At 57.7% G+C, this 12,468-nt stretch carries 14 protein-coding genes; 6 read left to right on the top strand and 8 right to left on the bottom strand.

Translation table 11 applies throughout. The features are described 5' to 3' along the window. Nucleotides 1–146: 146 nt before the first annotated feature. Nucleotides 147–371 (bottom strand): plastocyanin/azurin family copper-binding protein, encoded by a 225-nt coding sequence (locus tag AAIH70_RS13435; RefSeq protein ID WP_430034461.1) that lies wholly within the window; start codon nt 369–371, stop codon nt 147–149. Between the two features lie 128 nt (nt 372–499). On the opposite strand from AAIH70_RS13435, the gene AAIH70_RS13430 reads away from it, so the two are divergent. The 5 genes from AAIH70_RS13430 to AAIH70_RS13410 all read left to right on the top strand — a co-directional run bounded on the left by AAIH70_RS13430 (nt 500) and on the right by AAIH70_RS13410 (nt 4,472). After that, nucleotides 500–757, top strand: coding sequence for a hypothetical protein (locus AAIH70_RS13430; RefSeq protein WP_207908271.1), 258 nt, complete (start codon nt 500–502; stop codon nt 755–757). 92 nt (nt 758–849) lie between these two features. Continuing rightward, on the top strand, nt 850–2,019 hold the full coding sequence (locus AAIH70_RS13425; protein ID WP_132274933.1) for an MFS transporter: 1,170 nt from the start codon (nt 850–852) through the stop codon (nt 2,017–2,019). A gap of 156 nt (nt 2,020–2,175) precedes the next feature. Then, complete coding sequence (locus AAIH70_RS13420) at nt 2,176–2,880, top strand: alpha/beta hydrolase (RefSeq protein ID WP_165932035.1); 705 nt, start codon at nt 2,176–2,178, stop codon at nt 2,878–2,880. A 64-nt stretch (nt 2,881–2,944) separates the two neighbouring features. After that, nucleotides 2,945–3,691: an SDR family NAD(P)-dependent oxidoreductase gene (locus AAIH70_RS13415; protein WP_132274939.1), complete on the top strand. Its 747-nt coding sequence runs from the start codon at nt 2,945–2,947 to the stop codon at nt 3,689–3,691. Further along, complete coding sequence (locus AAIH70_RS13410; RefSeq protein ID WP_132274941.1) at nt 3,654–4,472, top strand: dienelactone hydrolase family protein; 819 nt, start codon at nt 3,654–3,656, stop codon at nt 4,470–4,472. Before AAIH70_RS13415 ends, AAIH70_RS13410 begins: the two co-directional genes overlap by 38 nt. On the opposite strand, the gene AAIH70_RS13405 is transcribed toward AAIH70_RS13410, so the two are convergent. Continuing rightward, complete coding sequence (locus tag AAIH70_RS13405) at nt 4,432–5,322, bottom strand: LysR substrate-binding domain-containing protein (protein ID WP_132274944.1); 891 nt, start codon at nt 5,320–5,322, stop codon at nt 4,432–4,434. The two genes, AAIH70_RS13410 and AAIH70_RS13405, sit on opposite strands and share 41 nt — an antisense overlap. Before the next feature lie 126 nt (nt 5,323–5,448). Here AAIH70_RS13405 and AAIH70_RS13400 point away from each other — a divergent pair, with 126 nt between their 5' ends. Then, nucleotides 5,449–6,381, top strand: a complete 933-nt coding sequence (locus AAIH70_RS13400) for a LysR family transcriptional regulator (RefSeq protein WP_430034351.1) — start codon at nt 5,449–5,451, stop codon at nt 6,379–6,381. A gap of 31 nt (nt 6,382–6,412) precedes the next feature. Here the strand turns inward: AAIH70_RS13400 and AAIH70_RS13395 are convergent, their stop codons facing one another. The 6 genes from AAIH70_RS13395 to AAIH70_RS13370 all read right to left on the bottom strand — a co-directional run bounded on the left by AAIH70_RS13395 (nt 6,413) and on the right by AAIH70_RS13370 (nt 12,324). Beyond that, nucleotides 6,413–7,375 (bottom strand): hypothetical protein, encoded by a 963-nt coding sequence (locus AAIH70_RS13395; protein WP_165932036.1) that lies wholly within the window; start codon nt 7,373–7,375, stop codon nt 6,413–6,415. Nucleotides 7,376–7,517: 142 nt separating this feature from the next. After that, nucleotides 7,518–9,113: an FAD-dependent monooxygenase gene (locus AAIH70_RS13390; protein WP_132274953.1), complete on the bottom strand. Its 1,596-nt coding sequence runs from the start codon at nt 9,111–9,113 to the stop codon at nt 7,518–7,520. A gap of 15 nt (nt 9,114–9,128) precedes the next feature. Further along, a complete protein-coding gene (locus AAIH70_RS13385) occupies nt 9,129–9,875 on the bottom strand; it encodes an HAD family hydrolase (protein ID WP_132274955.1) in 747 nt (248 codons plus the stop codon). 27 nt (nt 9,876–9,902) lie between these two features. Beyond that, the gene (locus AAIH70_RS13380) at nt 9,903–10,682 is read right to left on the bottom strand and encodes an AfsA-related hotdog domain-containing protein (RefSeq protein ID WP_165932037.1); all 780 of its coding nucleotides are present in this window, start codon (nt 10,680–10,682) and stop codon (nt 9,903–9,905) included. Between the two features lie 192 nt (nt 10,683–10,874). Beyond that, nucleotides 10,875–11,198 (bottom strand): hypothetical protein, encoded by a 324-nt coding sequence (locus AAIH70_RS13375; RefSeq protein WP_132274961.1) that lies wholly within the window; start codon nt 11,196–11,198, stop codon nt 10,875–10,877. A gap of 22 nt (nt 11,199–11,220) precedes the next feature. Further along, nucleotides 11,221–12,324, bottom strand: a complete 1,104-nt coding sequence (locus AAIH70_RS13370; RefSeq protein ID WP_132275867.1) for an NADH:flavin oxidoreductase/NADH oxidase — start codon at nt 12,322–12,324, stop codon at nt 11,221–11,223. Nucleotides 12,325–12,468 lie beyond the last annotated feature (144 nt).

The following is a 12,468-nucleotide window of genomic DNA, read 5'->3' as shown; positions in this document are numbered from 1 at the left end:
GGTGCTCCGTTATCTGTCGTACTGGCAGATGGAATCAGTTTGCACCGTACCAACCAGTGAGTCGTTATTCTTGATGGCTCACTGGTTTCGTTCAACTATTTTCCTGATGCGTTTTACGGCTCCCGGATATACATCTTCCGGCAGCTTCATCCTGGAAAGTGGTCGTCGCCAGAGCGCACGACCATTACCATGCCCATGTCGTCATGCGGCGTGCAAATGATCCCGTAGAAACCTTCCTCGATGCAGGTGATATCGACTTCCTGGTTGAGCCTGCGCCTGAACGGAGCGGCGCCTTCCGGGAGGACATCCTTGATCGTCGCTGCATCATATCCCTTCTTCGTTGCAGGGAACTTTACCTTGCCCGGTTTCAGGGAAAAAAGTCCGGCTCGAGATCATGCCTCCGGTCGCGGTGCCATTCAGCATTTTTACTCCAAAGGTCTCGGCATGAGCAGCAATCGGCCGAAGTGTGGACTGCTTTGCAGCATGGCCTGATACTCCATTGAACAATATTGACTTCCGCGATCGGAATGATGGATCAGGCCGGGCTTTGGACACCGTTTTTTCCGAAGCAAGTTCCGGCATTTGGTGGGTTGGATCGATGATGAACGGTTCCGGCTCCAGAGTTCATCCTTTGCAAATGAACTCGCCCATGCGCATGCGCTTTTTCAATGGCGCATGGGCGTCGTACCAAAAGCGCCTGACGATGGTTTCGCCCTGCGACTTGAAAGTTTCGCTTTCAAATATGCAAACGGAATAGCGCTTTATCCGCACCGTTTCGAATGTCAGCGTTGCCTGGCAGTCGGGGACCTGTCTGGCCCGTCTTATCCAACAACCTGCGAGGATCTCGTCATGCCCTTAGCGGTCTATGCTCTGGCGGTGGGCGCTTTTGCCATCTGCACCACCGAATTCGTTATCGTGGGCTTGCTGCTCAATATCAGCAAGGATTTTGCCATTTCCATCTCGGCCTCCGGAATGCTGGTCACTGCCTACGCGATGGGAGTCGTCATCGGTGCGCCATTGCTGACGCCATTCGTGGCAGGCCTGCCCAGAAAGCCGGTTCTGATCGGGCTTATGGGCCTTTACATTGTTGGCAATCTCGCATGTGCGGTCGCGCCGTCCTATGAGCTTCTCATGGTCGCGCGCATCGTTTCCGCCCTCGTCCAGGCATCATTCTTCGGCCTCGGCGCAGTCGTTGCAACGCAGCTGGTTGCTCCCGGAAAACAGGCGAGCGCCGTTGCGGCCATGTTTCTGGGAGCAACGCTTGCCAATGTTTTCGGCGCTCCCGGCGGCACTCTTCTGGGCCAGGCCTTCGGCTGGAGAAGCACGTTCATCGCCTGCTCGGCGATCGGACTTCTGGCCGCCATCGCGATCACGCTGATCGTGCCCAGGGTCAAAACTGAGAAGCCGAAGAACATCGGAGCCGAATTTGCCTCGCTGGCCTCGCCGCGCGTGCTGAAGGCCCTGCTGATCACCATTCTCGGGTTCGGCGGGATATTCACGGCCCTGACCTATATCGCCCCCCTGCTGACACAGGTCACCGGTTTCCCGGAGACAGCCGTCTCCTGGCTGCTTCTGCTGTTCGGCGTCGGCATGGTTGTCGGCAACCCGATCGGCGGGCGCCTGACCGACAAAAGCCTTCGGTTGGGCATCGTCACCACCTTGAGCGCGCTGACCGTCACCCTCGTCGCCATCGGCGCCTTCGCGACCTATCAGATCCCATCCGTCATCCTCGTCTTCCTGTTCGGCGCAGCGATGTTTGCCACCATTCCACCGCTGCAGGTTCAGGCCATGCAGGCGGCAGACGAGGCACCGGTTCTCGGTTCGGCATTCAATATCGCCGCGTTCAATCTGGCGAATGCAGGAGGAGCCTGGCTCGGCGGTTATGCACTCGACCAGGGCGTTGGTCTGGCGGGGCTTCCTGTTCTGGCGGCAATCGTATCGGCCATTGGTCTGGGTTTTGCCATTGTTGCGAAGGCCGGTGCGGCAACGACCACCTCCATCGCCACCCCGGCGGAATAACCGCCCTCACGCAAGCGAAAAGGCACATGCGCCATGTTCAGGTTCAGGTTCAAAAGACGCCGCATCCTTCCCAGTCTCGGTTTATGCGCAACGCTTACGCTGACCACCGGCTTTTGCATCGGCAAAAGCAACAGGGCTATTGCCGATGAAGCAAACGTGGTTCCGGCACATTCCATAAAGAACGTCGTTCTGGTGCATGGAGCCTTTGTCGATGCCTCCATCTGGAGTGACGTCATTCGGCAATTGCAGGCAGCCGGTTACACGCCCTCGGCCGTGCAGTTGCCGATGACATCGCTGAAGGCAGATATCGATGCCACGCAACAGGTCATCGACCGGACAGCCGCTCCCATCCTGCTGGTGGGTTATTCCTATGGCGGCATGCCGGTGACCGAGGTCGGTAGCGATCCGAAAGTCCGTGGCCTGGTTTATGTTGCCGCCATGGCACCGCGGCCCGGCCAATCGATCAATGATCTGTTCGATCGCGGCGCACCGGGCCTGCCCGGTCAGGCAGCCGTCGAGCAAAGCAGTGACGGTTTCTTCTGGCTCACACCCTCCCTTTTTCGCATGGCACTGGCACATGACGCACCGGAAGACAGAACCGCGACCATGTCGGTATCACAGCGACCGATTGCGATTTCCACATTCGGTCAGGCGGTCAGCAAGGCCGCGTGGATGGAGAAGCCGTCATGGTACGCCATCTCTGCCGACGACAAGATCATTCCTGTCGCGCTGGAGCGAAAAATGGCCAAGGACATAAAGGCCGTGACGATCGAATTGAACACAGCGCATGCCTCGCCGCTATCCCAACCGAAAGCCGTGGCGGCGTTCATCAGCCAAGCGGCCAACGCCATCGCGGACTAAAGCCCAGGGCCAGGCCCCGCAGACCCCACATCCCGAATATCCCGAACATCATTGAGAGGTTATCATGGATCTTGGACTTTCCGGACTACAGGCCATCGTGATCGGCGGCAGTGCCGGCATCGGCTCCGCCGTGGTGAAAGCCCTTGCGGCGGAAGGATGTTCCGTAGCGTTTTCGGGCAGAAACGAAGCGCGCATCGCCGATACGGTCGCGGCCGCACGCGAAGTAGCCGCAGACAGTTCGACGGAGGTTGACGGCCACCGGCTGGACATCTCCGACCGTCACGTTCTGGAGGCCTGGTTCGCTTCGTTTTCGCGGATCGATATCGTCGTCACCTGCGTCAGCGCTCTGTCGGCGGACTGGAATGCAGCAATTTCAAGCGACATAAAGGGCACGATCAATGTCATCGAGGTGGCAGAACCCTTCGTTTCCAAATCTCCTTTCGGCGCCATAACCTATGTCGGATCGAAAGCCTCGAGTTTTGCGACGCCGGGCTTTGAAGCATATGGCGCGGCAAAGGCAGCGATGGCGCATTATCTGAAAAGTGTGGCCGTCCGCCTGACCCCGCTCGGTGTGCGGGTCAACGTCGTTTCCCCGGGTGACACCTATGCGGTTGGCGGTTTCTGGGATCACATCAAAAACAATGCACCGGCGGTTTACGATGCCACCATTGCTGCAAATCCGATGAAACGTCTGGCGACGCCCGAGGAGGTTGCCGCGGCGACTGTGTTCCTGTCCAGCCCGGCGTCCAGCTTCGTGTCCGGCGCCAACTGGTATGTCGATGGCGGCGCAACGGCCCATATTCAATTTTGAAAGGCAGGTCATGCGCGCGAGCACCATCACATTCCGGGCGGGAGCCGTCGATTACCTCGCAAACCATTATCCGCATGACGCCTCGGTTCGCATTCTCATGTTTCCGGACTGGGAAGGGTGTCAGACGGCATCCTCGGATCGCCTGGCGCGGCTCTATGCGCAGCATTGCGATGCGGAGGTTGTTGTGACCGACCTCTACGGCGCAGCGCGCCGCCCGGCCGACTATGGCGAAGTCGACTGCTTCATATCCGCCGCTCTTGCCGACCCGTTGCGAACACGATCGATCCTGAAGGCCATCACCACGGCGCTTGAAACGACATGGAAATCCAACGGCCCGCTGATCATTGTCGGGTTCTGCTTTGGCGGTTCACTGGCGTTTGAGGCAGCCCGCGCCGGCATCGAATGCATGGGAGCCGTATCGATCCATGGACAGCCAAACACCAAGGTGCCGTTGACGGGCAGCAGTGCAACGGCTGCATTTCTCATGCTGCAGGGCTCGGAGGACCCTTTCATCAGGATGGATGCGCTGTATGCCTTTATGACCGAGATGCGCAACATGAAGACAGACTGGTCGCTTTACATGCTGGGCAACGCCAAGCACAGTTTTACCCGCGAGGACATCGGTTCGGGCAATATGGCGGTCGGCTACAGCCTCAAGGCGGATAGGGAGGCGGCATTGGCAGTGCAGAGTTTCGCGACACGGCTTTTGCAGAAACAGGGATTTTCGGTGGCTCCACCGGCTATTTTGCAACCTTCCAGTGAGCAAGGCCAAATTCTATGATCGCCTTTTGCTTGGGCGTCGCAAATCTGTCGGGCCGATAGATGAGATGGATCGGTCGCTCCGGCAATCGTTCGTCCGGCAACAACTGAACAAGCCTTCCAGCGGCAAGGTCATCCCTCAGGAGAACCTCGGGCTGAAGCACGATACCTGCGCCTGCGAGGGCCGCCTGGCGGAGGGCTTCACCACTGTTGATACTGAGTTTATCGTAAACCGGAACGTGGAGATCGCCATCCTCTCTCAAAAAACGCCATTGCCGCCCGGAAAGCTTGAGACGGAATCCGACGCAGTCATGGCTGGAAAGCTGCGATGGTGAGGTTGGGGTCCCTCTCTCACGCAGATAATCGGGGGCCGCGGCAATCACCATGCGATAAGGGCCCAACGAGCGCGCAATCAGGCTGGAATCGGGCAGATCTCCGATACGGACGGCGATTTCCACCTCGTCGGCGATAAGATCCATGATGGCATCCGTGAGAAACAGATCGATATTCACCTGAGGAAAAAGACGGCCGAACTTGGCCAGTGATGGCGCCATCACCCGGCTACCGAATGTGGATGGAGCGGTGATGCGTAAAAGACCTTGAGGTTCGGCTTTCATCCGCTGAAGGCTAAGGTGGCTGGCTTCGACGAGATCGATGATCTGCGTGCAATGATCGAAGAAAACATGCCCGGCTTCAGTCAGTCCGAGTTGCCTCGTGGTCCGGTTCAAAAGCTTCGCGCCGACATTTTTTTCGAGGTTTCGAATATGTTGCCCGATCATTTGCGAAGACAGTTCCATCTGGGCGGCAGCGGCCGTCAGGCTTTTTCTCCGCACGACCTCCACAAAGATTTCCATGCTTTTCAATCGATCCATAAAATTCCTCGTGGCGCATGCGGAGATGATGCTTTGAAATGGAGAGGGCGAGGATAGCGGTCGCTTCGATCAGAGGTCGACGGAAATACAAGGGGAGGTTGTTGTCAACATCAGGATAGGTGGAAGATGAAGCTTTCCAGACGCACTGTCGGAATAGAATGGGACAAGCTGCAGTTCTTTGCCGAGGTCGTGAATGCCGGCGGTGTCCGAAGCGCGGCAAAATCATTAGGCCTCAGCGCCGCAACGATCAGCAGAAACCTGCTCGCACTTGAAAAATCCATCGATCGCGAGCTCTTCGTACGGGAGAAATCCGGTATGAGACTTACGGCTTATGGCGAACAGCTGGTAGAAGACTGCCGGACAATCGATGCCATCGTTTCGCAGGTCGAGGCGCGTATGCATACCTGCGCCATGGATCACGAAGTGCGCATTGCCGCAGTTCCCAGCATCGGGCAGGAACTGCTCATCCCGCATCTGGACCTCCTGCGACGGAAATACGCAAATGTCCGCTTTTCGCTGAATACCTCAAGCGACAACTGCGATCTCGATGCCAGAGGCATAGACATTGCCATTCGCGCATCCAGACCGGAACGCGGCGATTACGTCGTCCGCCGGCTCGGCCAGCTCAGCCTCGGATGTTATGCACGCAGCCCTCAGAACGGCGCCATGCCGTCCGGGAAAACCCTTCCTCTCGTGGTGCTCGGCGCAACCAAATTCGATGCCCAGATACGAAACAGCCTCATTCTCGGACTCTATCCCGACAACCCCGTTTCAGATTTCCAGTCGTTGATCAATGCAATGCGTGCAGGGCTCGGGCAGGGATTGATACCGGATTTTGTCGCGCGCAAATACCGGGACCTGTCACCGGTTCCCGACCAGGGTGAGGTTTTCTCGGCCGACATATGGATAATCATCCGCGCCGGATCGTATCGAAGCCGTATCGTCAAGGATATCGCCTCCGAAATCGAACGCCTCGTGTCTCGGCATCTCCGCGGCGCTGAAGACGTGCCCGATCCACGCACAGGATGCCTGTCCTGTCCTTCTCGCGAGCACGCATGAATAGCTTGGGCGAAATACTGCAAGACCGGCATCAGGCAAATGTTTCCACTTTGCCGCGGCCATGTGCCGGCTTCGTCACAAGTTCGATTACGATCAGGGACAGACTGAAACCGGCACCGACACCAAAGAGCAATACCAGACTTCCTGGCGCACTCTCCTCGCTATCGAGATACCGTCCAAGCCCGAGGATCTGATCACTTGGTCCGGTGTGGCCGATGGTCTTTCCAAACGAGGTCAGGAGCCGGCGTCCGAGCGGTGCGAAGGTCGGTTCATAGAGTGTTTCGGAAATAGACTGACCGACAAAAGGAATGACGACCATGTCGTAAGCGTTATACCCTGCCAAACCGACGGCGGCCAGACGGGTCTTCAGCCGCTCGACCGCCGAACCCATCTGATCGAAAAAGGCCGCCTTGCCATAGGCGGATAGAAACCGCTTTTTTCGTGAGCTCACGTCCCAGCGGTTGTCGGGTTGGACAGCAGGGCCGCGATGCATTTCTTCGAGCAGGGGCACACTATCGAAATCCATATAAAGGATTTTTGCGAAGCCGCTTTCCTCACTGAGGCAAACGGCGACGGCCGCATCGCCATAGGCAATTCCCGCATCGGAATTCCAGCGATTGAAACCCGATCCCGAAAAACAGTCCGACGCAACCGAAAGGCCGTTTCCACCGCGAAGCGTCAGCATGGAAGCGTTGGAAAGGATCGCCAGCATAAGGCCGTTGCATCCATGATTGACGGAGAGTGAAATCGCGTCGGCGGCAGCCAATTGCCGCTGGATGAAGGCGGCCGGCTGCCAGAAACCACCGACCCCATTGTCGTGAATGGACGAGTGGGTGATGACCGAAAAAAGGTCGCCGGTCAGTCCGGCGGCGCCGGCTGCCGCCCTGGCAACATCCGATGCCATATCGATCGGTGATCGCGAACTCACCGCGACGGATCGATAACCATCCCTCTCCGCCTGCTCGGGAGAACAGTCACCCTTGGCAATAGCCACGGCAATCTCCTCACGCATGTCGGGGACAAGCGTCGCCAGAGACCGAATGTAGAGGCTCCCTCCTATCGCTCGAAATGGTATCGGCTGGAGCGATATCGCATTGGATGACGGATCATCATCGTTATCGACTGGTGATGGCACGTTACTGATATTGGCGCGGCTCATGTGGCTGCTCCGATCTTGCCAGCGCATGGGGCGGAAGAAATGCAGGGGACTGATCGTCCAGCGAGGCAAGGACATATCCATCAGGCCGGCACAGGATGCCGCCGGTAAAACCAGACACGCGTCGTCCATCCTGCCATGGACGCTGAAGTCGATGCACCGATATGCGGTGCAGCTCCTGCTGCAGGCGGCGCTCGATTTTCGACGTTGCTGCATCGTCTCCGGACAGGAAAAGGTTGAGCCTGTCTCTGCCCATCTCGGACATGGCGGACGATCCGCCCCGCAAGGTGACATTCGGCAATCTTTGCCCGGCACGCGGGCCAGGCTGCACGGCCCCGCCGTCGCTCCCCTCGGCGAAATCGGGATAACCACCGGCGATCTGGGCCATCGAGGCAATCAGCCCGACCGGTTGATGAAATTTCAGAGCGAGCGGCGCAAGAAGGTCGAACATCAGCCTGTTGCCGAGCGAACGCGACATGACTTTTGTCATGGCCTGATCCGTGGCGGTAACGATCGCCTGGGCAAACGTTCTGCGCTCGGTTTCATAAGTATCGAGAAGACTGTCATCCGCCCCGCCTGCCAGCACCAGTGCAAGTTTCCAGCACAGGTTCACCGCATCATGCATGCCCGTGTTCATGCCCTGCCCGCCAGCAGGGGAATGAACATGGGCAGCATCACCGACCAGGAAAATCCTGCCGACACGAAAGCGGGCGGCCACTCTTTTATGCATCTTGTATGAGAGCAACCGGCTGGGATTTTGCATCTCTATGCCCGAAAACAACCCGTTTTCCTTGAGAAATTCGCTGAATCTCTCGAATGAAATGGATTCTGCCCTTGCTTCCTGCTGGCCGGCACCGGCCGCGAAGTTCGGTCCCACGATCCGGTAATTGCCATTGGGTTGCGGAATGACGGCAACGGTCGATCGAGCACCGAAATAGACATGGGTCGCATCACGGCGGATGGCGTTGGATGGGATCTCGACCTCGCTGAGGAGAAAATCGGCAGGATATGTTGCCCCTTCGAAGTTGACATCCGACAGCCGGCGGACGGTACTCGACGCACCATCGGCACCGATGACGAAAGCATAGGCCTTCTTGCGCTCGCCCCCTTCTGTCTCCATGCCGACGATGACGTGATCTTCACGCTGCTCGATGGAGAGCAGGCTCGTGCCCCATTGTACATCGACCTCACGCTCAAGCAGATGATCCGTCAGGATGCGTTCGGTCTGGGACTGCGGCAGGATCAGGTAGAATGGATAATCGGTCTGCCCGCGCAAACGCTCGAAATCCAGAGAAAAGAGCTGCCTGTTGAACCTGTGGAATGCCATGTATCGGGTCGCTAGACCCTGATCCACGAATGAACGGTCAATGCCCAGCATCGCCATGAATTCCAGCGTGCGGGCGTGAACGCCAAGGGCCCGTGAATCATCGATCGGCCCTTGGCGGCGCTCGATGATGTCGAACGCGACGCCCTGGCGGGACAAAAATGCTGCGGCCGTCAGGCCGACAGGTCCGGCTCCGACGATCAGAACCTCAGCATGCGGGTGAGATGACAAGCGATCCTTGTTGGCAGACATGATCTGAAATCTCCCTTAGACAACATAGGCCGGCTGGTTGGGTTCGATCATCGTCCATCCTCTGCTGATCGCGATCTGTTCCAGTTCCAGATCACCTCTGACGACGACGGGATGCTGGGCCAGTTCCAGGAAAGGCAGATCACTGATGTGGTCGCCCACGGCGACCGATCCCCGAAAATTCAGGCCGTGTTCCTCGACATATTGGCGCAGCGCCTCACGCTTGCCTGAGCCGATTGTCTGAATTCCCTTAAGCTCACCCGTCGTGACGCCCTTCTCTTCAGCCAACCTGTTTGCGACGATGGCACCTCCGCCCAGATGATCGACGATCGGCTCGAGGATGAAGTCCGCCGAGCCCGACAGAAACACGATCCCCGCTCCGCGTTCTCGGTGCTCGCGCAACAGGGCGCATGTTTCGGGAATGAACAGGTCAGGGTGAGACGCGACTTCCTCGGCAAACCATTCTTGCGCCAGAAGCCGCAGCCGGTTGATGCCGCGGTGCCTGAAAAGCCTGTAGAACTCACGGTTTACATCCTCTCTGCTGGCGCGCGAACGAAGCGCCTCCAGTTTGTTTCGTACGGCCCCGTACAGAGCGACACCGTGCGGCATGCCGTGTTCGCTGATCAGAACAAAGCGAAGAAAAGAAAACATCGATTTGACGGAAACAAGCGTCTCATCGACGTCGAAGACAGCGAGATAGGGTGTGCTTTCATCTAGGCCTCCCATGCGTTTGAAGGCCTCATCACTGCGGAAAAGCTGATCCATAAAAATGTCTCCGGAAGAACGCACGCGTTACTCGGCGGCGATTGCGGGGCTCTTGGACGCAGAAAACAGCGGTCCGCTGGCGGAAAGCGTTCGCATGACGGCCTGCCCGGCTTTCTCCATCTCCTTGGAGGAGATCACCGCTGCGGGAAAAGCTGTGAAGCTGATGTCGAATTCGGCGCACACTTCTTCGGCCTGGAGAATCCGAACGGTGATATCGAACGCGTGCCGGCCGCCTTTTTCGTGATACGACAGAACTTCATAGTCGATCACCGTGTGAAGAGGAAAGACGAAGGACAGAAACCGGGAGTTGATGCCTTTTATGACGAAATAATAGTCATCCTCGGCATCTCGCAGATAATATTCTTCCGTGACGGCGAGAAAGCTCTGGCGGGCTGCTTCGATCAGAACCATTCCCTGGATATGGCAGCCAGTCATATGATCGAGAAACATCTCGCCGCTTCGATCAAGAACCATTTCAAGTGCAAAACGGGTATCCGTCAACTGGACGGGATAGCTGACAAGGATATTCTCGCAGTTGTTCTTGTGCGCCTGCCGCTTGACTGCACGCGGATAGCGACGTGTCGGCACGGCCCGGAAACTGCGGCCCTCAGGATCCTTTTCGCGCACGGCGGCTGCGATGTTTGAGAAATCAGCCCCCTGTTCGATAATCAGATCAACCGGGTGGTGCGGCAAAGGCAGCGACACAATTTTTTCAACGATCGATGACTCTGGTCGCACTATCTCGGAATTCGCAGCACAGAAGCCACTAAAACGATCACCGACGACAATGTATTGATTGCTCCACATGTGCACGTTCCCCTGAAAAGCTTTTGGCATTCGTCAAAAGAGAGCACTGCGGATAAAATAACAACCATAAATTGCGAAACACCCGTTTCTCGAGAGGCCGAAACAGCCGGTTGACTTTCGCAGGAAAGTGAAGGGCCCAGCGATGTCTCAACCTCCTGCAAGGGAAGACACCCAGTTCGAGCAAGGGTACCGTCAGATCGGCGTCCCCAGGGAAATAAACCTGAGCGGCCTGTCGGGGACGTCGACAACGCCTCCGCTATCGTCGGTGATCATACGCCCCGATGCGGATGCAAAGGACAAAAACAACAGGCTCATGGCCAGCGCCCCGCCCGCGAGGATTGCCGCAAATATCGGTTTACCGACGTTGACACGATGGCTGAGCCGCCACCGGGATGCGGTTATGGCTGCTCTCGGGTTCGTGACATCGATGGGGATATGGTGGCTGAACCGAAAAAGCCTCTCCACTTTTCCGAAGCAAGTCCAGTGGCGCATAAGAGGCTCCGCTGTCCTAGACATGGAGCCTCTCAAATTTCTACCGCTACGCCTTAAACAGCGACTTATGCGTCGAAGGTTGACTCCGATGGTATTGCGGCGCCGCCGATACCTCTCCACCGAGCGCAGCGGCTGCATGCCAAGGCCAGCGTGGATCATAAAGGATCGTGCGGGCCAGGCCAACCAGATCGGCGTCGCCTGTCGCCACGATTGCCTCTGCCTGAGCTGGTTCCGTGATCAATCCAACAGCAACAACCGGCATCTTGACCGCAGCCTTCACCGCCCGCGCGAATGGCACCTGATAACTGGGAGCAACCGGAATGTTCTGACCGACGTGCAGGCCGCCGGTCGATACGTTGATCGCATCGCAACCACGAAGCTCCAAAGCCTTGGCGAACTCGATCGTCTGCTCGATATCCCAGCCGCCATCATACCAGTCGGTGGCGGAAACACGAACCGTGACGGCCTTGTCGGCAGGGAACGCTGCCCGCACTGCATCGAATACTTCGAGCGGGAAGCGCATCCGATTTTCAAGGCTTCCGCCGTACTCGTCGCTCCGCTGATTTGTAAGCGGTGACAGGAAGGAATGCAGAAGATAGCCGTGTGCAGCATGAATTTGTACAGCATCTATCCCGATACGGGCCGCGCGAACCGCCGCCTCCGCGAAGGCATCGCGGATTTCTGCCATGCGCTCGCGGGTCAATTCGGTCGGCACCGTCTCCGTCGATCTGAACGGAACGGATGATGGCGCTTCGGTCTGCCATCCATCCTTGTGATCGACCGGGAGCTGCGCGCCGCCACGCCACGGCAGATCCGACGATGCCTTGCGACCGGCATGAGCCAGCTGAATTGCTATCGGAATGTTCGACCACCTGCGGATGCTCTCCAGCGTCCGGCGCATCGCTGCCTCAGTCGCATCGTTATACAGGCCGACATCCGCGAAGCTGATACGACCCTCGGGAACGACCGCGGTCGCCTCGATCGTCAGCAGGCCTGCGCCGGACAAGGCTAATTGCCCCAGATGGATAAGATGCCAGTCCGTCATGCATCCGTCGACGGCGGAATAGGTGCACATCGGAGCGATGGTGATACGGTTATCAAGGTCGAGATTGCGGATTTTGAATGGCGTGAATAGCTGAGGCTGAGGCATTTGACTCACTCTTGGCATGAAGGGCCTGACGTCATATCGAGACGACCCGACGGGAGGTCTGCAATGACGCGAGATATCAACCGAAACCAGCAATCTCGGGCCGAGAAAGTGGTATGGTCTAATCCATACCTATCTGGCACGAAG

This window comes from Neorhizobium sp. BT27B (genome assembly GCF_050455485.1).
Classification (GTDB): domain Bacteria; phylum Pseudomonadota; class Alphaproteobacteria; order Rhizobiales; family Rhizobiaceae; genus Neorhizobium.
Note: the sequence above shows the minus strand (reverse complement) of the source record. Positions and strands in the feature narration are given on the sequence as shown.